Here is a 19,868-nt window from a genome sequence, read left to right on the forward strand (position 1 = left end):
AAATGCACCATATGTGTGCGTTTTCATCAATTTTGTGCGAATTTGTTAATTGAAAGCACGTGCGTCTGCTTCGCCAATCTCTTGCAGCCGGCGGATACGCTCAGTGGTCCCAGGGTGCGTGGACAGGTAGCCCATCGAGTCCTGTACCCAGCGTGGCAGCCGGGCGGTATCGCCTTCCGCCTCCTCGAGCCTGGACAAGGCATCCGTGAAATGCCTGACCGATAAATGCTGGCGGCGCAGTACCTCGGCCGCATACGCATCGGCCTCGCGTTCCATGTCGCGGGAGTAGTGCATCCGCGCCAGCCGGGCCGGCAGGGCGGCGGCCACCGCGCTGATATCGCCGAACAGCGTGGCCGACAACATCGTGCCGAGCGAGGACACCGCGATCATGCGTGCCTTGTGGCGGTGTTCGAGGTGGCCCACTTCGTGCCCGAGTATCCCCATCAATGCGGCCTTGCCTTCGGCGTCGAGCCGGCCGTCCCCGGTCTGGAACAGGCGTACCAGGTCGTCGCTGACGACGATGGTGCCGTCCGCCAGCGCATAGGCGTTGGCGCCCATCTCCGGTCCATCCCTGACCAGCAGCCGGACCGGCAGCCGCGGATGCGCCGGCAGCAGCGGGGGCAGCAGGGCCGTCACTTCGGCGACGCGCGCATCCGGCAGGCGGGAAGACCGCAGCTCGCCTTCCGCCTCGAGGCCGTCCAGCTCGGCCTTGCCGAGATCGCGGTCGACCGTGAGCGGCAGCGTGGCGGCGATGGGCTTGGCCACGAGCGGCAGTCCGCGCAAGTAGAGCAGTGCCAGCAGCAGGACCAGCACGGGCAGCGCCAGCAGGGCCAGCGGCCGGCGCGCGTGCCAGCGCGCCACCAGGCTTTCGCGGTGGCCGATCGCCGCGAGCAGTTGGCCGCAGGCCGGACCGGGCGCCACCTCGCAGCAGGCGCCGCCGTCCAGTCGCAGCACGAGCGGCGCCCGCGCAAACCGTTCTCCCGGCCGCACGGTGCCGAGCGGGACGCTGCGTGCCAGGCCCGGTCCGGCGATGTGCAAGCGGCCGGCGTCGACCGTCAGGGTGACCGGCTGCATGCGGGGGTTGTGCCCATCGAAGTAGCTGGCGTTCGTCATCGCGCTCACCACGACAGGTCCAGGCCGGCCAGGTCGGCCAGGCCGTCGCCGGTTGCGGCCCGGCTGGTCCGCGCGGCATAGCGTGCCGTCAGCGCGGCGCCATCCGGCGCGTGCACCTGCACATGCGCCAGCCGGTAGCGCCAGGTGCGCACCGCCGCGAACGGGCGGAACAGGCCCAGGGTGAGGAGGGTCAGCAGCCAGTTGACGGCCTGCAGGCGCAGGTAGCCTGCAGGCGGGATGGCGCAGGTGATGCGTATGCCGGGAAAGGCAGTGGCCGACCAGGCCAGGTTGGTCATGCGCACCGCGGTGAAGGGCAGGCCGAGCAGGAGGAACAGGTAGCCGTAGATCCACCACGTGGTGTCGAACAGGCGCTCCCATTGCGCATCCGGGCGCTGCTGGGAGGCCATGCCCGTGACGACGAGCAGCAGCACGGCCACGGCGGCGCACAGCACGACGACGATCCGGACATACGGCCGGGCCAGGGCATGCATCGACAAGGCAAAGCCGGCCTGCTGGTCGCCATACATCAGGTGCATGTGCTGGTAGCGCTTCATCGAGGCGTGCATCCATGGCCAGCCGAAGTAGGCCATGAGCAAGGCGTTCGACAACAGGCTGTCCGGCAAGAGCTCGTCCACCGCGTCGGAAAAGAACAGCATCCCCAGAGGGAACAGGTAGATCAGATAGGCTTTTCCCTGCGTACCGGCAAAGCCGAACGGCAGGCCGCGGTACCAGGTGTTCGCCAGCCGGAAGCGCAAGGCCGACCGCATGATCCATGGAACGGCGGCGAGAACGAGGGTCCCGGCCAGCAGCCCACCCTCGATCGACGTGCCGAACGCGGCATATAGAAGCCCCAGCAGCAGGACGGCCAGGATGCGGCCGCGCAGGATGGCTTTGGGGTCGCCGCGGAAGTCGAAGCCGGCGCCGGCCAGCCGGGTGTTGCGGTAAAAGTATTGCAGCCGGCGGGTCTTGGCCCAGGCCGAATAGATGCCGAGGGTCGCTAGCGTCAACAGCAGATTGACGATCCAGATGCGGAAGTAGTCGCCGCCGCTGCCGCTGAACGCGAAGGCCAGCGGCGCATCGTCGGCGGAGAAAAGGGGATCGTCCTGCTGGCTGGATTCGTTCATCGCATCGCTGTTGACGGATAGAAATACCAGTGTAGCGACATTGATCGTACTTTGATGATTTTTACAACTTCCCCGTCCTGCCTTGCGTCGGATACGCCACGCATGGCGCGACAACGGCCGTTTTGCCGGAAGTTGCCAAGTTGTATTAAAAAGGTTTGGCCGGTTTAAGGTATAATTTCAATTTCCCGCGCGTGCCGTTCGGCACCTTCTGCACAATGACCAAATTTGTATTCGTCACTGGCGGCGTCGTATCTTCCCTGGGCAAGGGAATCGCGGCCGCTTCCCTCGCCGCGATCCTCGAATCGCGCGGCCTCAAAGTCACGATGCTCAAGCTGGACCCGTACATCAACGTGGACCCGGGCACGATGAGCCCGACCCAGCACGGCGAAGTGTTCGTGACCGACGACGGCGCCGAGACCGACCTCGACCTCGGCCACTACGAGCGCTTCATCAGCACCCGCATGAAGAAGGTGAACAACTTCACCACCGGCCAGATCTATGAATCCGTGATCCGCAAGGAGCGCCGCGGCGAGTACCTCGGCAAGACCGTGCAGGTGATCCCGCACATCACCAACGAGATCCAGGATTACATCCGCCGCGGCGCCGAAGGCGTCGACGTGGCGCTGGTGGAAATCGGCGGTACCGTCGGCGACATCGAATCGCTGCCGTTCCTGGAAGCCGCGCGCCAGCTGTCGCTGCGCTCGGGCCGCAAGGGCGCCGCCTTCGTGCACCTGACCCTGGTGCCCTGGATCTCGTCGGCCGGCGAACTCAAGACCAAGCCGACCCAGCACTCGGTGCAGAAACTGCGCGAGATCGGTATTTCGCCGAACGCGCTGCTGTGCCGCGCCGACCGCCGCATCCCGGACGACGAGCGCGCCAAGATCTCGCTGTTCGCCAACATCGAAGAGCAGGCCGTGATCTCGGTGTGGGACGTCGACACCATCTACAAGGTGCCGCAGGTGCTGTGCGACCAGGGCCTGGACGACATCATCCTGGAAGCCATCGGCCTCGAGGCGCCGCCGGCCGACCTGTCGATGTGGACCAAGCTGATCCACACCCTGGAAAACCCGAAGCACGAAGTCACCATCGGCATGGTCGGCAAGTACGTCGACCTGATCGAATCGTACAAATCGCTGACCGAGGCGCTGCGCCACGCCGGCATCCACACCGAGAGCCGCGTCAACATCGAGTACATCGACTCGGAAGAGATCGAAACCACCGGCTGCGGCCACCTGGCCAAGTACGACGCGATCCTGGTGCCGGGCGGCTTCGGCAAGCGCGGCGTGGAAGGCAAGATCATGGCCGCGCGCTATGCACGCGAAAACAAGATCCCGTACCTGGGTATCTGCCTGGGCATGCAGGTCGCGCTGATCGAATACGCGCGCCACATGGCCGGCCTGCCGAACGCGAATTCCACCGAGTTCGATCCGGAGACCGACCAGCCGGTGGTCGCCCTGATCACCGAGTGGCAGAACCACGACGGCAAGGTCGAGCAGCGCAGCCACGATTCCGACCTGGGCGGCACCATGCGCCTGGGCGCCCAGACCTGCGCGGTGAACCCGGGCACGCTGGCGGCCGAGATCTACGGCAACCTCGTGACCGAGCGCCACCGTCACCGCTACGAAGCGAACAATTACTACCTGCCGAAGGTCGAAGCAGCGGGTCTGATCGTGTCGGCGCGCACCCCGAACGAAGACCTGTGCGAGATCATGGAACTGCCCCGCCAAGGCGCCGGCTCCCACCCGTGGTACATCGGCGTGCAGTTCCACCCGGAGTTCAAGTCGACCCCGCGTAACGGCCATCCGCTGTTCTCGGCATTCATCAAGGCGGCCCTGGCGCACCAGGCCGGCAACCAACAAGCTGCGAACGTCAATGACGTCGCGGCCCTGCAAGGAGATGCAGCATGAAGCTGTGTGGATTCGACGTCGGTCTCGACCAGCCGATTTTCCTGATCGCCGGCACCTGCGTGATCGAGTCGCGCGACATGGCGATGGACGTCGCCGGCCAGCTGAAGGAAATCACCAGCGCGCTGGGTATTCCGTTCATCTATAAATCGTCGTTCGACAAGGCCAACCGCTCGTCGGGCAAGTCGTTCCGCGGTCCGGGCATGGAGAAGGGCCTGGAGATCCTGGCCGACGTGCGCAAGACCATCGGCGTGCCGGTCCTGACCGACGTCCACGACGAGGAGATGATCCCGGTGGTGGCCAGCGTCGTCGACGTGCTGCAGACCCCGGCCTTCCTGTGCCGCCAGACCGACTTCATCAACGCCTGCGCGCGTTCGGGCAAGCCGGTCAACATCAAGAAGGGCCAGTTCCTGGCCCCGGGCGACATGAAGAACGTGATCGACAAGGCGCGCGCCGCAGCGAAAGAAGCGGGCCTGCCGGAAGACAGCTTCATGGCCTGCGAACGCGGCGCTTCGTTCGGCTACAACAACCTGGTGTCGGACATGCGTTCGCTCGCCATCATGCGCGAATCGAACTGCCCGGTGGTGTTCGACGCCACCCACTCGGTACAGCTGCCGGGCGGCCAGGGCACCTCGTCGGGCGGCCAGCGCGAACACGTGCCGGTGCTGGCGCGCGCCGCGGTGGCGGCCGGCGTGTCGGGCCTGTTCATGGAGACGCACCCGGATCCGGCCTGCGCGCTGTCGGACGGTCCGAATGCGGTGCCGCTGGGACGCATGAAGGATCTCTTGAGCACGCTGGTCGATATCGACCGGATCGTCAAGAAGGCGGGCTTCATCGAGTCCGACTTCCGATAAACGGATGTAGAAACACAACGTAAAAGAACAAACCTACGAACGTATGAGCGTCGCCCCTGCGAAGGCAGGGGTCCAAGTTCGTGATGTCGCCGATAACTTGGGTCCCTGCCTTCGCAGGGACGACGTACTAGCGCTAACGCAAAGCGCATCCTGCGGCTGGATGCGCCCGTATCGATTTCTTACCTTCTGGAGACTGAAGAACCATGAGTGCTATCGTTGATATCATCGGCCGCGAAATCATTGACTCGCGCGGCAATCCGACCGTCGAGTGCGATGTGCTGCTGGAATCCGGCGTGATGGGCCGTGCGGCCGTCCCGTCGGGCGCCTCGACCGGCTCGCGCGAAGCGATCGAGCTGCGTGACGGCGATCCCAAGCGTTATTTCGGCAAGGGCGTACTGCAAGCCTGCGAGAACATCAACACCGAGATCAGCGAAGCCATCATGGGCCTGGACGCCAATGAACAGGCTTTCCTGGACCGCACCCTGATCGACCTGGACGGCACCGAGAACAAGAGCCGCCTGGGCGCCAACGCGATGCTGGCCGTCTCGATGGCCGTCGCCAAGGCCGCCGCCGAAGAAGCCGGCCTGCCGCTGTACCGCTACTTCGGCGGTTCGGGCGCGATGCAGATGCCGGTGCCGATGATGAACGTCATCAACGGCGGCGCCCACGCCGACAACAACCTGGACATCCAGGAATTCATGATCATCCCGATCGGCGCACCGTCGTTCAAGGAAGCGATCCGCTACGGCGCCGAAGTGTTCCACACCCTCAAGAAGATCCTGCATTCGAAGGGCCTGAACACCGCCGTCGGCGACGAAGGCGGCTTTGCCCCGTCGGTGGCCAACCATGAGGAAGCCATCAAGCTGATCATGCAGGCGATCGAGCAGGCCGGCTACGAAGCGGGCACCCAGATCGCCATCGGCCTGGACTGCGCCGCGAGCGAATTCTTCAAGGACGGCAAGTACGTGCTGGAAGGCGAAGGCGGCCTGCAGCTGTCGGCCGAAGACTTCACCAACATGCTGGCGACCTGGTGCGACAAGTACCCGATCATCTCGATCGAAGACGCGATGGCCGAAGGCGACTGGGACGGCTGGAAGATCCTGACCGACCGCCTGGGCAAGAAGGTGCAGCTGGTCGGCGACGACCTCTACGTCACCAATACCAAGATCCTGAAGGAAGGTATCCAGAAGGGCATCGCCAACTCGATCCTGATCAAGATCAACCAGATCGGCACCCTGACCGAGACCTTCGCCGCCATCGAAATGGCCAAGCGCGCCGGCTACACCGCCGTCATCTCGCACCGTTCGGGCGAGACCGAGGACTCGACCATCGCCGACATTGCGGTGGGCCTGAACGCCCTGCAGATCAAGACCGGCTCGATGTCGCGTTCGGACCGCATGGCCAAGTACAACCAGCTGCTGCGCATCGAGGAAGACCTGGGCGATATCGCGTCCTACCCAGGCCGCGACGCGTTCTACAACATTAAGTAATAAGCTTTAAAAATCCGGGATGCGATCCCACCGGCGTGGCCGGGTGGATCGTGTCCCGTCTTTTTGTAAATCATAGTTAGATGCGCATCATCACCCTAGTCCTCGCCGCCTTGCTGCTGCTGATCCAGTACCCGCTGTGGCTGGGGAAAGGGGGCTGGCTTGCCGTCACCGATCTCGAAAACCAGCTGGCCGCCAGCCATGTCCGCACCGAGCAGCTGAAGGCGCGCAACGCCAAGCTCGACTCCGAAGTGCGCGACCTGCGCGAAGGCCTGGGCGCGGTCGAGGAGCGCGCGCGCTACGATCTCGGCATGATCAAGCAGAACGAGATCTTCGTGCAGGTGCTGCGCAAGGATGAAAAGCCGGCGGTTATGATGACCGTGCCGCCGCCCAAGCCCGAACCCAAGCCCGGCACCAAGACCGCCAAGGGCACGAACCGACCGCTGCCACCTCCGGAAGACTGATCATGGCCGACCCAACGCCTCCGAACGACCCGGCCCTCGACACGCTCGAAGCCATCGCTGCCTACCTCGCCAGCGCCTTCGAATCCGGCGACCCGGACCTGCTGACCCGTGCGCTGTCCACCGTCGCGCAAGCCGACGGCCTGGCCGAACTGGCCGCCGCCACCGGCCTGCCGCGCGCCCAGCTGGCCGAGGCGCTCAGCGCAGGCGAGATGAGCCTGGACACCACGCTGACCCTGATGAAGGTGATCGACCTGCATCGGCCCGGGGACGGGCCGGATCCGGCCTTGTTTCAATAAAAAATTCCAATAAAAAACGCGGGCATGCCCGCGTTTTTTATTGCCTCTCACAACCTCATTAGTACGAGCGGGTGGTGGCACCGTCGTCGCCGGTCACGCGATCCCATCCGTGACGCACCGCCGCTTTCATCTTTTCCCAGGTCGACCCCGTGCCGGCGTGACGCGACTCCCAGTCACTGCGCAGGTCGCTTTCGACGGCATCCCACTGGCGGCCGCTGTAGCGGCTGTCGCCGCGCATCTGGGTGCCGTACGTGTACGCCGGGGCATAGTCGTCGTATGCACCGCCCGCGCTGCCGTAGTTGCTCTGGAAATGGCTGCGGTAGTAAGTGTCGTCGTCCGCGCCGCGCCCGGCCATGCCATCCAGGCGCTGGACGTCGACCTCGGTATGGCGCACCGTGTCGTGGATGTGTTCCTGGCGCTCGCCGACTTCCTTGCTGATCGTGACTTCCTCGACGATGCGCGCCGATTTCTCGACCACGGCTTCCTCGGCCGTTTCACGCATCACGATGCTTTGCTCCTTGAAAGCGTCGACGTCGGCAGGGTCGATCGGGCGGTCGACCGGACGGCGCTGCACGTCCACGTGCTCCTCGCGCAATTCGATGCTTTCGTTGACAGGCGTTTCGACGATGCGCGAATAGACGCGTGCACCGCCCCGCTGGACTTCGCGCTTGCCGACCTTCAGTTCCTCTTCGACGACCGGAATGCGCTGGACCGCGGTATCGCGCTGGAGCGAATCGGTGCGCGCCATGTCGCCCTGCAGATTCCCTGACTGCCCCGACTGCGCCGACATCGGCATCGACTGCTGCATGCCGGTGCTTCTGCCGGCCATGCCCGCCATCCCGGCCATGCCCGCCATGCCAGAAGCGGGCGGCGTCCAGCCTTCCGAGCGCCACTGGTCGGCGCGCTGGTCGATATCGACGGTGCGCATGTGCGATTCGTTGAGGACGCGAACGGCGTCGTCGACCTCGTCCTCATCGACATCGGCGATGAGCAGGAAGCCGCCGCGGCGCACGCCTTCTTCATACGCGTGGCGGTCTTCGTCGGGCAGGAATGCGTTCGGGTGCGCCGCCCACAAGCCCGGTTCGCCTTGCGACGAGTAGCCGCTTGCGGCAACTGAGGACTGGTCGTAGATGCTGACATGATCGGTATCGACACGGGCCTCGAGCAGGCGTTGGCGGCCGGCGTCGGCATCGGCGCGGGTGTCGAACAGTGCGGTAAGAGTGCGTGACATGGGATTCTCCTTGCAAGATCAATTGGGTTTAGCGCTGGAGGACGACCAGCTCGGTGCGCCGGTTTTCGGCTTGACCGACAGACGTGGCATTGGTATCGACAGGGTTGCTCTCGCCGCCGGAAGCGGTGTCGATACGATCCGCGGCAATGCCTTCAGCGACGAGCGCAGCCTTCACGCTGTCTGCACGTTCCTTGCCGAGCGTGGCATTGGCAGGGGCGGCGCCGCGTGCATCGGCATAGCCGACGACCCGGACGCGCGCATTCGGATACTGCTTCATCGTGGCGGCCAGCGTGTTCAGCTCATCACGATCGGCCGCGCGGATATCGCTTTTGGCCGTATCGAAATGGAGTTTTTCGAAGGCGAAGGTACGCGGCAGTGCTTCGGTGCCGGCCAGATAGCTGCCGATGCCCGAGGTCCATGCAGGCGCCGCGCTGGTAGTGGTAGTGGCAGGCGTCGTTGCCGTCCCGGTGGCAGGTGCCGTCGCCGGTACTGCTGCGCTTTGGGTCACGGTGTCGTCTTTACTGCAGCGCCGCATCCCGAACAGGAGGGCAAGAATCCCCAGGGCCAGAAGTACCCAGGGAAGCCAGCCTGCCTTTTTCGTGGCTGGGCCAACATGAATTTTGCTTGGCGGTGCGCCGTCGCCTTTGTGATCCGGGTTTGCCATTTAATGGTCTCCTTTAGTTACATACATTTCAGAAATTTGAGCCGTGGCGCATAACGCCAGCAAATATACGGTTAAATCTATTTACTACCGTCAATTGCCTTGATGCTCGAGGGTGGGATTTATTTTAGCTATTTGTTCAATAGCCACCCGCTTATCCTGTAAGGAAACCGCGTCGGGTCATGTAGGACAAAGGGCGGGGGTGCTGTACACACTTCCCCACAGTCTTGTTGGGGAACTTCATCAGCACTTCAAGCGCGATCGCCCATCTCCAAAAATGTTGTACGGATGGCCTCGTCCCGAGCGAAGCTTCGTTATATTCTGTCCAACTTGTCTTACTGTTGGCCTTCCCGTATCTCTTTGCGAAAGTTCTTCATGAAAATATTCAAGCGCTGGATCGGCATGCTTGCCCTGAGCCTGTGTATCGCACCGGCAGCCCATGCAGGCAAGCCGTACAAGTATTACGCCGTCGGCGACACCAGCGATGCCGTCGTGCCGCGTCCCGCGCAACAGTCATTCGTGCTGATGGGCGGCGGGCCGGACGTGGACGATGCGTTCAAATGGATGATCCGCAAAGGCGGGGGCGGCAACTTCGTGGTGATCCGTGCCACCGGGACCGACGCCTACAACCCCTACATCTTCGCGATGGGCGGCGTGCGCTCGGTCGAGACGATCGTCGTGCCGAGCCGCGATGCGGCCAGCGATCCTTTCGTCCTGCAACGCCTGCGCGGCGCCGAAGCGGTGTTCATCGCGGGTGGCGACCAGGGCGATTACCTGCAGTATTGGAAAGGGACGCCGCTGTCTGCGACGCTGCAGGAACTGGCCAACCGCAACGTCCCGATCGGCGGCACCAGCGCCGGCCTCGCCGTGCTGGGCCAGTTCATCTATTCGGGCCTGAACCAGTCGGTCACGTCGAGCGAGGCGCTTGCCAATCCGTACAGCAAGAACGTCACGCTGGACCGTGATTTCCTGTCGCTGCCGCCACTGCTGGGCGCGATCACCGATTCCCATCTCGACGCCCGCGACCGCCTGGGCCGCCTGGTCACCTTCCTGGCGCGCGTCGTCAACGATGGCTGGACCAGCACGGCGCGCGGCATCGGCGTCGACGTCGAGACGGCCTTGCTGGTCGAGAATGGCCAGGCAAGCCGGGTCGGCGTCGGCGCGGTGTACTTCCTGAAAACGGTCGGCCTGCCCCAGGTGTGTGCCCCGCAGACGCCCTTGACCTACCAGAACGTCGGTGTGCAGCGCCTGTCGGGCACGGGCACCTTCGATCTCGACAACTGGTCCGGGTACGGCGCCACAAGCAATTATTCGCTGTCGGCGGTCAAGGGCACGCTCGTGTCCAGCCAGCCGGGCGGCGCAATCTATTGAATGGGCGGACCTGCGCGGCACCGGTCCGCGCAGGAAGACGCCGGCCGGGCATCCTGGGCCGGCTCAGTCGATCAGCGTCTTCACCAGCACCCGGCCGTCGGGCAGCGTGCCTTGCTGGCGCACCATCAATTGCGTGCCCTTGGCGAACCAGAACGTCGACACCGAACCCGGCTCGTTGTAGTCGGTGCTCACCACCCAGCAATCCACCGGACCGGCGGGGCCGGCGATGGTCTCGGATCCGGTCACCCTGAAGCTATAGCGCTGCGGCGCCGCCTTGCCGCCGGGGTGGTAGAAATTGATGCGCGCGTCGTAGCCCTCGGCCAGTGCCAGCGTCTGCAGCAGTTCGATGTCGGTCTCGAAGTTGAAGGCCGGTTCGTTCGACGCCATCGACAGGTCTTTCTGGGTGTTCTCCGGCAGGTCCTGCATGCCGCTGATGCGGTCCGGGGCGAACACGAAGCCCTCGACGGTGCGCTTGCCGTCTTTCTCGCTGATGCGTTCGTGGGTGAGTGGGCGGAAGGTGCCCGCGTCGAACCAGGAATCGAAGCGGCGCACCGAGGGTCCGGGCACCACGCCATCCCAGCGCTGGACGATGTGCAACTGCCGCTTGCCGCCGCGCTCGTCGAAGCGCACTTCGCGCTTCCAGATGTCGACCGGGCTGCTGGCGCCATCCGTCGTCTTGACGTAGCGCAGGTAGTGATGGGTGCCCGGCTTGAGCAGGGCGAAGCGGGGCAGCGGGGTGCCGACGTCGACGTTGACGACGGCCGCATGGGAAGACAGGGACAGGCCGGCAAGCAGGGCCGGCAACAGCGCACGACGCAGGGTGGGCATGGCGATCTCCGCAGGTGGGATAGCGCCGAGTATGCGGTTGCGCTGTTTATCAGGCAACAAAAAATGGATATGCACGTCATGTCCTGCCCGGAAGGGCAGTCCATGACGTGCATGGTCTGTTTATGAATACCAGAATCAGGTCTGGGTGCCGTCGGCCTGGTTGCCCAGGAAGGAACGCAGCATCCACGCATTCTTTTCGTGGATTTCCATGCGGTCGCTCAGCATGCCGGCGCTCGGCTGGTCATTCGCGTCGTCGGCGATGCGGAAGGCGTTGCGTGCGGTGCGGATCACGGTTTCCTGGCCTTCGACCAGCTGGCGCAGCATTTCTTTCCAGTCCGGCACGGTCGGCTCTTCCTTGATCGAGGACAGCTCGGCATAGCGGGCATAAGTGCCCGGTGCGAAGTGGCCCAGCGCGCGGATGCGCTCGGCGATGTCGTCCAGGGCGTTCCACAGCTCGGTGTACTGCTCTTCGAAGATCGAGTGCAGCGGCTGGAACATCGGGCCGGTCACGTTCCAGTGGAAGTTGTGGGTCTTGAGGTACAGCAGGTAGCTGTCAGCCAGGGTCTGCGACAGGGCTTCGGCGATTTTTGCGCGGTCTTCAGTCGAGATACCGATATCGATGCTCATACGTTTCTCCAATTCATGATAGCTGTTGGCAATGCGGTTGGGCCGCTTGATAGATATCAGCTTAGCATTATTGGTAAAACTCTGTAGCGCAGTATTTTTATCGGGCGGATAGCGCGGATTGATGGCGCCCGGTAAGGCAGGCGCCGGTTGAAAGCGTGGACGGGAGACCCGTCCACCCTACGATCAATGCTTGACGTCGGAAACCGGTGCCACGGCGTCAGCGGTGCTGTCGGTCGCAAACAGCTGCGCGCAATCGACCGCGTCGAAGCCGTAGTGCTTGCCGCAGAAGTCGCAGTTGATGCCGAGCTGGCCCAGGTCGGCCAGCGCCGATTCGACTTCCTCGCGGCCCAGCATCTTGAGCATGTCGCCGACTTTTTCGCGCGAGCAGGTGCAGCGGAATTCCGGGTGCGCCGGGTCGAACACGCGGATCGTTTCTTCCCAGAACAGGCGCCGGATCAGGGTCTCCACGTCGGTGGTGAGCAGTTCCTCGCGCTTCAGGGTGCCGCCCAGTGCGAGCGCGCGGTTCCAGGTCTCGAGGTCTTCTTCCTCGGTGGCCTGCGCGACCTGGCCCTCGACAGCGCTGTTGCGCGGCAGCTTCTGCAGCAGCAGGCCACGGGCAACGCCGTCATCGGCCGCCAGCCACAGCTTGGTGTCCATCTGTTCCGAACGCAGCATGTAGTTTTCGATGACCGTCGCGACGTTGTCGCCGATCAGCGGCACCACGCCCTGGTAGGGCTGCTGGCCCGGGACCTTGTCCTTCGGGTCGAGCGTGATCACGAAGCGGCCCTTGCCGGTCTTGTTCAGCAGGTCGACCAGCGACGCATCGTCGGCCACCACGGCATTCGCCGCCAGCTTGGCGGTGGCGCGCAGGTGCAGGTCGGCGTCGCATTCGACCACCAGCAGCTGCACGGGGCCGTCGCCGAAGATCTGCATCACGATCGCGCCGTTGAACTTGAGGTTGGCCGACAGCAGCGCAGCCGCGGCGACCATCTCGCCCAGCAAGCCTTTCACTGCGGTCGGGTAGTCGTGGCGCGACTGGATCTCGCGCCACGCATTGGAAATCTCGACCAGCTCGCCGCGTACGGCCGCGTTGTCGAAGATGAATTTTTGCAGGATGTCCTTGCTGGTATCAGTCGTCATTCTTTATCCGATTTTCTTGAGCTCCGCCTTGAAGCGGCGGCCGCGCTCGACATAGCCGTCGGCGTTGCCTTGCAGGCGGAGCAGGTCGTCTTCCGTGAGCGTGCGCACTACCTTGGCCGGGCTGCCCAGAATCAGCGAGTGATCCGGGAACTCCTTGCCTTCGGTCACCAGGGCGCCGGCGCCGACCAGGCAACCCTTGCCGATCCTGGCGCCGTTGAGCAGCACGGCCTGGATCCCGATCAGCGAGCCGTCGCCGACCGTGCAGCCGTGCAGCATGGCCTGGTGGCCGATACTGACGTTCTTGCCGATCACCATCGGGAAGCCCATGTCGGTATGCATCACCGTGCCTTCCTGGACATTGCTGTTTTCGCCGATCGTGATGCGTTCGTTGTCGCCGCGGATCGTCACCCCGAACCAGACCGAGGCATTCGCCTCGACCGTCACCTGGCCGATCAGGGTGGCGGAATCGGCCACATAGGCCGACGCGTCGATCTCGGGCGCATGCTCGCCCAACTGGTAAATCGCCATGGATGTGCTCGCGGAAGGGTTTGAACAAGGCGCTATTTTACGCCCTCCCGCCTGCCATCGTCCGGCAAGCGGCCTAGATGGGGCCGTGGGGGACGATTGCAAGCACCCCCAATCCGGTTTTCGACGTTTCTTTTACGTATAATAAAACGGTCGTTCTATTTAATCCGAGATCCCATGACCCCGTCCCGTTCCGAATTCCTCACCATCCGCGGCCTGCGCACCCACGTCCGTCACTGGGGCCGCGAAGGAGCGCCCAAGCTGTTCATGGCCCATGGCTGGATGGACATGTCTGCGTCTTTCCAGTTCGTGGTCGACGCCCTGCAGGGCGACTGGCACGTGATCGCCCACGACTGGCGCGGCTTCGGCCTGACCGCGCGTTCCGGCAACGATACTTACTGGTTCCCGGATTATTTTGCCGACCTGGAAGCCATCCTCGACCATTATTCGCCGGGCCAGCCCGTCAATCTGCTGGGCCACAGCATGGGCGGCAACATCGTCAGCGTGTATGCCGGCGTGCGTCCGGAACGCATCGCGCGCCTGGTCAACCTCGAAGGTTTCGGCCTGCCGGCCACGAAGCCGGAGCAGGCACCGGGCCGCTACGCCAAATGGCTCGACGAACTGAAGGTGCCGCCGTCGATGCGCGGCTATGCGAGTGTCGAGGAGGTAGCGGCGCGCCTGCAGAAGACCAACCCGCGCCTGCCGAATGCGCGCGCCGCCTTCCTGGCGCAGCACTGGGCGGCCCGGAACGGGGCAGGGCAGTGGGAAATCCTCGGCGACCCGGCGCACAAGATGCCGGGGCCGCTGCTGTACCAGGCCGAGGAAGTGCTGGCCTGCTGGCGCCGCATAACGGCGCCGGTGCTGTGGATCGAAGCCGAGCACACCGACATGTGGCGCTGGATGGGACCGAAGGAAGAGGCGCGCCATGAAGTCGACCGGCGCCTGGCGCAGATCAGCAACGTCACGCCGCGCATGATGCCGGACGCGGGGCATATGTTGCATCATGATCAACCGGAACTGCTGGCGCGGATGATCGAGGAATTCCTCCAATAAATCCCTCACCGCGGCGCAACGCACGCTCTGCCCGGTCAAGCCGATCCGCGTACAATGAACGCTTCGCGCTGACATTATTTCCGGATTCCGCACCATGCTGAAAGTCGACCTCCACTGCCATTCCAACGTCTCCGACGGCGTGCTTGCCCCCGCCGCGGTGGCTGCCTACGCCCGCAAGGGCGGCGTCGACGCGTGGGCGCTGACCGACCACGACGAGGTCAAAGGGATCAAGGCTGCGCGCCAGGCGGCGGCCGCGCTCGGCATGCGCTTCGTGCCCGGCGTCGAGATCTCGGTCACCTGGGCCAATGAAACCGTGCACGTGGTCGGCCTGCAGATCGACGAGGACGCCCCGCAGCTGGTGCAGGGCCTGGCCGCCACCCGCGCCGGCCGCGACGCGCGCGGACGCGAGATCGCCAACCAGCTGGCGCGCGCCGGCATCCCGGGCGCCTACGAAGGTGCGCTGAAATACGTCGGCAACCCGGACCTGCTGTCGCGCACCCACTTCGCGCGCTACCTGGTCGAGATCGGCGCCTGCGCCAACACGCCCGAGGTGTTCCGCAAATACCTGAGCGAAGGCAAGCCGGGCTACGTGCCGCACCGCTGGGCCACGCTGGCCGACGCGGTCGGCTGGATCCGCAGCGCCGGCGGCATCCCGGTGATCGCCCACCCGGGCCGCTACCGCTTCGACCGCACCGCCGAAGGGGCGCTGTTCGACGAGTTCAAGCAGCTGGGCGGCAATACCATCGAGGTGGTGACCGGCAGCCATACGCCCGATCAGTACGGCGTGTATGCCGAAGTGGCCAAGCGCCACGGTTTCCTGGCCTCGCGCGGCACCGATTTCCATGCGCCGGGCGAGGCGCGGGTCGAGTTCGACAAGCTGGCGCCGCTGCCGGCAGGGTTGACGCCGGTGTGGCATGACTGGTTTTAAGTGCTGGCAACGACGGTGTAGCGGTACTTGAAACTCCGGGCTGCCAACCTCATCTTGTGCCCCTTACAAGAATCCCGTCAGGTCTCAAGCCCATGACCCACTATTTCGAAATCCACCCGGTCGACCCGCAGCAGCGCCTGATCCGGCAGGCGGCCCAACTCATCCAGTCCGGCGGCATCGCCGCCGTGCCGACCGATTCCGCCTATTCCCTGGTCTGCCGCCTCGACGACAAGGCCGCGGTCGAGAAGCTGCGCCGCATCCGCGGCGTCGACGACAAGCACCACCTGACGCTGCTGGTGCGCGACCTGTCCGAGATCGCGACCTACGCCCGCGTCGACAACCGCCAGTACCGCCAGCTGAAGTCGGCCATGCCCGGCCCCTACACGGTGATCCTGGAAGCGACCAAGGAAGTGCCGCGCCGGCTGTCGCACCCGTCGCGCAAGACGATCGGCGTGCGCGTGCCGGAAAACCCGATCCTGCTGGCGCTGCTGGAAGAAGTGGGCGAGCCGCTGATCGGCACCACGCTGCAGCTGCCCGGCGACGACCACATGCTGTCCGATCCGGAGGAGGTGCGCGAGCGCCTGGATAAACAGATCGAGGTCGTCATCGACGGCGGCGCCGGCACGCTGGAGCCGACCACCATCATCGACCTGTCCGGCGCCGACCCGGTGCTGCTGCGCGAAGGCCGCGGCGATCCGGCCGTGTTCGGTCTCTAAAACCGGCAATCAAGCCGTCATTTTGGCCCGGCGGGGCGCATCGCCCCGTCCACGGCCGCGCGCTCTGATAAAATCCCAGGTTATGGATGAACTTATACGTAACCTGGCGGTCTACGCACTGCCTGTCCTCTTCGCGCTCACGATGCACGATGCCGCCCAGGCCTTCGTCGCACGCCGTTTCGGAGACAACACCGCCCACGCTGCCGGACGCACCACCCTGAATCCGCTGGCCCACATCGACCCGGTCGGGACGATTGTGATCCCGGTGGTCATGTACCTGATGACGAGCTTCGTGTTCGGCTATGCCAAGCCGCTGCCCCTCAACTACGGCCAGATGCGCCATCCGAAGCGCGACATGGCCTTCGTGGCGCTGTCCGGCCCGGGCGCCAACTTCGTGATGGCGCTGATCTGGCTGATCTTCGGCATCCTGCTGCAATACTTCCAGGTCGACGAATCCTTCCCCAACCTGGTGGCCAAGGCCGGCGTGCAGGTCAACCTGTGGCTGATGGCCTTCAACCTGCTGCCGATCCCGTCGATGGATGGCGGCCGCATCGTGTTCAGCCTGCTGCCGCAGAAGGCCGCCTACCAGTTCGCGCGCCTCGAACCCTACGGCTTCCTGATCCTGCTGGCGCTGATCCTGCTGAAAGTGGTGACGATCTGGCTGTTCTTCGTCGGTTCGATCGCCGGCAAATTGCTGTACCTGATCGCATCGCCGCTGATCCTCCTTTTGAGTTGAGGCCGCCATGTTCCCCGACCGCGTCGTCTCCGGCATGCGCCCCACGGGGCTGATGCACCTGGGTCACTACCATGGCGCGCTCAAGAACTGGATCCGCCTGCAATCCGAGCTGCCCTGCCTGTTCTTCGTGGCCGACTGGCATGCGCTGACGACGCACTACGAGGAACCGGGCGTCATCGAAAAGCATACCTGGGACATGGTGGTCGACTGGCTGGCGGCCGGCGTCGATCCGTCCCAGGCCACGCTCTTCATCCAGTCGCGCGTGCCAGAGCATGCCGAGCTGCACCTGCTGCTGTCGATGGCGACGCCGCTCGGCTGGCTGGAGCGCGTGCCGACTTATAAAGACCAGATCGAGAACCTGGCCGGGCGCGACCTCGCCACCTACGGCTTCCTCGGCTATCCGCTGCTCCAAGCGGCCGACGTGCTGATCTACCGTGCGACCCAGGTGCCGGTGGGCGCGGACCAGGTGCCGCACGTCGAGATGATGCGCGAGATCGCACGCCGCTTCAATGGGCTGTACGGCAAGGAGCCGGGCTTCGAGCAAAAGGCGCTCGATGCCGTCAAAAAGCTCGGCAGCAAGCGTGCCCGCCTGTATGCCGAGCTGCGCAGCGCCTGGCACCAGGAAGGCGACGCCGCCGCGCTGGAGCAGGCGGAGGCGATGCTGGACGAAGCCGGCAGCCTGTCGAACATCGACCGCGAGCGCCTGTTCGGCTACCTGAAAGGCAGCGGCAAGATCATCCTGGTCGAGCCGGAAGTCGAGCTGACCGCGGCCGCGCGCCTGCCGGGCCTGGACGGCCGCAAGATGAGCAAGAGCTACGGCAACGCGATCTCGCTGCGCGAAGACCCGGCCGCGGTCACGAAGAAGATCCGCACCATGCCGACCGATCCCGCGCGCGTGCACCGCAGCGATCCGGGCGATCCGCTCAAGTGCCCGGTGTGGCAGCTGCACGAAGTGTATTCCGATGCCGCGACCCGCAAATGGGTCATGCAGGGCTGCACCAGCGCCGGCATCGGCTGCCTGGACTGCAAGCAGCCGGTGGTGGAGGCTGTGCTGGCCGAGCAGGCACCGATGCACGAACGCGCACAGCAATACCTGGACGATCCGAGCCTGGTGCGCGCGATCGTCGCCGACGGCTGCGACAAGGCGCGCAAGCTGGCCCAGGAAACCATGCGCGACGTGCGCGAGACCATGGGTCTCTCCCATTTGAGCTGACTGAAAGGAACACCATGCACGCACCGACTGAGCAGGCCTCGGCCTGGGTCCGGCGCTGGGCGCCGCTGATCCGCCACGGCGAAGTGCTCGACCTGGCCTGCGGCGGCGGCCGCCATGCGCGCCTGCTGGCCGCGCTCGGCCACACGGTGATCGCGCTCGACCGCGACGCCGGCGCGCTGGCGCGCATCGAAGCCGGCGAGCACGGCGACGACATCATCACCGTCGAATACGACCTGGAAGCGCCGGGCGCCGCCTGGCCGTTCGCGCCGCACAGCCTGGCCGGCATCGTGGTCACCAATTACCTGTACCGGCCGCTGTTGCCGTCGCTGTGCGCCTCGCTGGCGCCGGATGGCATCCTGATCTATGAAACCTTTGCGCGCGGGAACGAAGTGTTCGGCAAACCGTCCAACCCGGACTTCCTGCTGATGCCCAGTGAACTGATGGGCCTGGCAGGCCGCGCCGGCCTGCGCGTGCTCGGGTTCGAGGATGGGGTGGTGCAGAATCCGAAGCCGGCGCGGGTACAGCGGGTGTGCGCCGCCGGGCCGGCCTTCGATCTGGGCACCGCGAAACTGGATTTGTAACCGGCTGTAAGAATCGCCGCCGTGGCGCCCCGAACTGAGCCATTTATGTGGCATGGAATGAACCATAAGCGCGGGCGATCCGCTACAATCAGACTTTTATTTATTAACAGCACGGTCCACTGATTATGATTAAGGGCAGCATAGTAGCAATCGTCACTCCGATGTTCGAGGACGGCAGCCTGGATAAAGACAGCTTGCGCAAGCTGCTCGACTGGCACGTCGCGGAAGGCACGGACGGCATCGTCATCGTCGGCACCACCGGCGAGTCGGCCACCGTCAGCCCGGAGGAGCACTGCGAACTGATCAAGCTGACGGTCGAGCACATCGCCGGCCGTATCCCGGTGATCGCCGGCTCGGGCGGCAATTCCACCGCGGAAGCGATCGCACTGACCCGCCATGCGAAGGACGTCGGCGCCCACGCCACGCTGCAGGTGGTCCCGTATTACAACCGTCCGACCCAGGAGGGCATGTACCGCCACTTCAAGGCGATCGCCGAAGCGGTCGACATCCCGGTCATCCTCTACAACGTGCCGGGCCGTACCGTGGCCGACATGGCCAACGAGACCGTGGTGCGCCTCTCCAGCGTCGATAACATCGTCGGCATCAAGGATGCGACCGGCAACATCGGCCGCGGCACCGAACTGCTGCGCATGGTCGACAAATCGTTCGGCGTGTACTCGGGCGACGACGCCAGCGCGGTCGCGCTGATGCTGTGCGGCGGCGCCGGCAACATCTCGGTCACCGCCAACGTCGCGCCGCGCCTGATGAAGGACATGTGCGACGCCGCCCTGTCCGGCCAGGCCGCACGTGCCGTCGAGATCAACAACCGCGTGCTGTCGCTGCACAGCAAGCTGTTTGTCGAACCGAATCCGGTTCCGGTCAAATGGGCGCTGACCGAAATGGGCAAGATGCCGTCTGGGTTGCGCCTGCCGCTGGCACCCCTGTCTGCGCAATATCACGATACCGTTCGCGCCGCGCTGCGCGAGTCCGGCGTCCTTTGATGACTCGAGCTTTAA

The 19,868-nt window shown here is 64.7% G+C and carries 21 protein-coding genes; 13 read left to right on the forward strand and 8 right to left on the reverse strand.

All coding sequences use genetic code 11. From position 1 onward, the window contains the following. Positions 1-45: 45 nt before the first annotated feature. Both FBX97_RS14875 and FBX97_RS14880 read right to left on the reverse strand, forming a co-directional pair. Positions 46-1,113, reverse strand: a complete 1,068-nt coding sequence (locus tag FBX97_RS14875; RefSeq protein ID WP_141832873.1) for a M48 family metallopeptidase — start codon at positions 1,111-1,113, stop codon at positions 46-48. Positions 1,114-1,118: 5 nt separating this feature from the next. Continuing rightward, on the reverse strand, positions 1,119-2,237 hold the full coding sequence (locus tag FBX97_RS14880) for a YjgN family protein (RefSeq protein WP_141832875.1): 1,119 nt from the start codon (positions 2,235-2,237) through the stop codon (positions 1,119-1,121). 215 nt (positions 2,238-2,452) lie between these two features. Between FBX97_RS14880 and FBX97_RS14885 the strand changes: the two genes are divergently transcribed. The 5 genes from FBX97_RS14885 (at position 2,453) to FBX97_RS14905 (ending at position 7,242) form a co-directional block, all read left to right on the forward strand. Further along, on the forward strand, positions 2,453-4,144 hold the full coding sequence (locus FBX97_RS14885) for a CTP synthase (RefSeq protein WP_141832877.1): 1,692 nt from the start codon (positions 2,453-2,455) through the stop codon (positions 4,142-4,144). Beyond that, on the forward strand, positions 4,141-4,995 hold the full coding sequence (gene kdsA / locus FBX97_RS14890; RefSeq protein WP_141832879.1) for a 3-deoxy-8-phosphooctulonate synthase: 855 nt from the start codon (positions 4,141-4,143) through the stop codon (positions 4,993-4,995). The genes FBX97_RS14885 and kdsA overlap by 4 nt, the downstream gene beginning before the upstream one ends. A gap of 203 nt (positions 4,996-5,198) precedes the next feature. Then, positions 5,199-6,485: a phosphopyruvate hydratase gene (eno, locus tag FBX97_RS14895; RefSeq protein WP_141832881.1), complete on the forward strand. Its 1,287-nt coding sequence runs from the start codon at positions 5,199-5,201 to the stop codon at positions 6,483-6,485. 80 nt (positions 6,486-6,565) lie between these two features. Next, positions 6,566-6,946, forward strand: coding sequence for a cell division protein FtsB (ftsB, locus tag FBX97_RS14900; RefSeq protein ID WP_141832883.1), 381 nt, complete (start codon positions 6,566-6,568; stop codon positions 6,944-6,946). A gap of 2 nt (positions 6,947-6,948) precedes the next feature. Then, positions 6,949-7,242 carry an addiction module antidote protein gene (locus FBX97_RS14905; protein WP_141832885.1) on the forward strand — a complete coding sequence of 98 codons (294 nt, stop codon included), beginning with the start codon at positions 6,949-6,951 and terminating at the stop codon, positions 7,240-7,242. 58 nt (positions 7,243-7,300) lie between these two features. Here FBX97_RS14905 and FBX97_RS14910 read toward each other — a convergent pair whose 3' ends face one another. Together FBX97_RS14910 and FBX97_RS14915 are read right to left on the reverse strand one after the other, a co-directional pair. Further along, entirely contained in the window at positions 7,301-8,473 is a 1,173-nt protein-coding gene (locus FBX97_RS14910) for a YsnF/AvaK domain-containing protein (RefSeq protein WP_141832887.1), read from the reverse strand. A gap of 28 nt (positions 8,474-8,501) precedes the next feature. Then, on the reverse strand, positions 8,502-9,137 hold the full coding sequence (locus tag FBX97_RS14915; RefSeq protein ID WP_141832889.1) for an OmpA family protein: 636 nt from the start codon (positions 9,135-9,137) through the stop codon (positions 8,502-8,504). A gap of 372 nt (positions 9,138-9,509) precedes the next feature. On the opposite strand from FBX97_RS14915, the gene FBX97_RS14920 reads away from it, so the two are divergent. Next, positions 9,510-10,505, forward strand: a complete 996-nt coding sequence (locus tag FBX97_RS14920) for a cyanophycinase (RefSeq protein ID WP_185748597.1) — start codon at positions 9,510-9,512, stop codon at positions 10,503-10,505. Positions 10,506-10,568: 63 nt separating this feature from the next. Here the strand turns inward: FBX97_RS14920 and FBX97_RS14925 are convergent, their stop codons facing one another. From FBX97_RS14925 to FBX97_RS14940, 4 genes are all read right to left on the reverse strand, one after another. Next, positions 10,569-11,333: a DUF3108 domain-containing protein gene (locus tag FBX97_RS14925; RefSeq protein ID WP_141832893.1), complete on the reverse strand. Its 765-nt coding sequence runs from the start codon at positions 11,331-11,333 to the stop codon at positions 10,569-10,571. A 135-nt stretch (positions 11,334-11,468) separates the two neighbouring features. Continuing rightward, positions 11,469-11,960: a Dps family protein gene (locus tag FBX97_RS14930; protein WP_141832895.1), complete on the reverse strand. Its 492-nt coding sequence runs from the start codon at positions 11,958-11,960 to the stop codon at positions 11,469-11,471. Between the two features lie 183 nt (positions 11,961-12,143). After that, entirely contained in the window at positions 12,144-13,100 is a 957-nt protein-coding gene (hslO, locus tag FBX97_RS14935) for an Hsp33 family molecular chaperone HslO (protein WP_141832897.1), read from the reverse strand. Positions 13,101-13,103: 3 nt separating this feature from the next. Continuing rightward, positions 13,104-13,628 (reverse strand): gamma carbonic anhydrase family protein, encoded by a 525-nt coding sequence (locus FBX97_RS14940; RefSeq protein WP_141832899.1) that lies wholly within the window; start codon positions 13,626-13,628, stop codon positions 13,104-13,106. Between the two features lie 174 nt (positions 13,629-13,802). Here FBX97_RS14940 and FBX97_RS14945 point away from each other — a divergent pair, with 174 nt between their 5' ends. The 7 genes from FBX97_RS14945 (at position 13,803) to dapA (ending at position 19,853) form a co-directional block, all read left to right on the forward strand. After that, positions 13,803-14,678 (forward strand): alpha/beta fold hydrolase, encoded by an 876-nt coding sequence (locus FBX97_RS14945; protein WP_141832901.1) that lies wholly within the window; start codon positions 13,803-13,805, stop codon positions 14,676-14,678. A gap of 94 nt (positions 14,679-14,772) precedes the next feature. Further along, a complete protein-coding gene (locus FBX97_RS14950; RefSeq protein WP_141832903.1) occupies positions 14,773-15,606 on the forward strand; it encodes a 3',5'-nucleoside bisphosphate phosphatase in 834 nt (277 codons plus the stop codon). 92 nt (positions 15,607-15,698) lie between these two features. Further along, complete coding sequence (locus FBX97_RS14955; RefSeq protein WP_141832905.1) at positions 15,699-16,322, forward strand: L-threonylcarbamoyladenylate synthase; 624 nt, start codon at positions 15,699-15,701, stop codon at positions 16,320-16,322. A gap of 82 nt (positions 16,323-16,404) precedes the next feature. Beyond that, positions 16,405-17,058: a site-2 protease family protein gene (locus tag FBX97_RS14960; protein WP_141832907.1), complete on the forward strand. Its 654-nt coding sequence runs from the start codon at positions 16,405-16,407 to the stop codon at positions 17,056-17,058. Between the two features lie 7 nt (positions 17,059-17,065). Then, a complete protein-coding gene (locus tag FBX97_RS14965) occupies positions 17,066-18,271 on the forward strand; it encodes a tryptophan--tRNA ligase (protein ID WP_141832909.1) in 1,206 nt (401 codons plus the stop codon). Between the two features lie 14 nt (positions 18,272-18,285). Continuing rightward, on the forward strand, positions 18,286-18,852 hold the full coding sequence (locus FBX97_RS14970; RefSeq protein WP_141832911.1) for a bifunctional 2-polyprenyl-6-hydroxyphenol methylase/3-demethylubiquinol 3-O-methyltransferase UbiG: 567 nt from the start codon (positions 18,286-18,288) through the stop codon (positions 18,850-18,852). Positions 18,853-18,977: 125 nt separating this feature from the next. Continuing rightward, positions 18,978-19,853, forward strand: a complete 876-nt coding sequence (dapA, locus tag FBX97_RS14975) for a 4-hydroxy-tetrahydrodipicolinate synthase (protein ID WP_141832912.1) — start codon at positions 18,978-18,980, stop codon at positions 19,851-19,853. Positions 19,854-19,868: the final 15 nt, after the last annotated feature.

This window comes from Herbaspirillum sp. SJZ107, assembly GCF_006715485.1.
GTDB lineage: Bacteria > Pseudomonadota > Gammaproteobacteria > Burkholderiales > Burkholderiaceae_D > Telluria.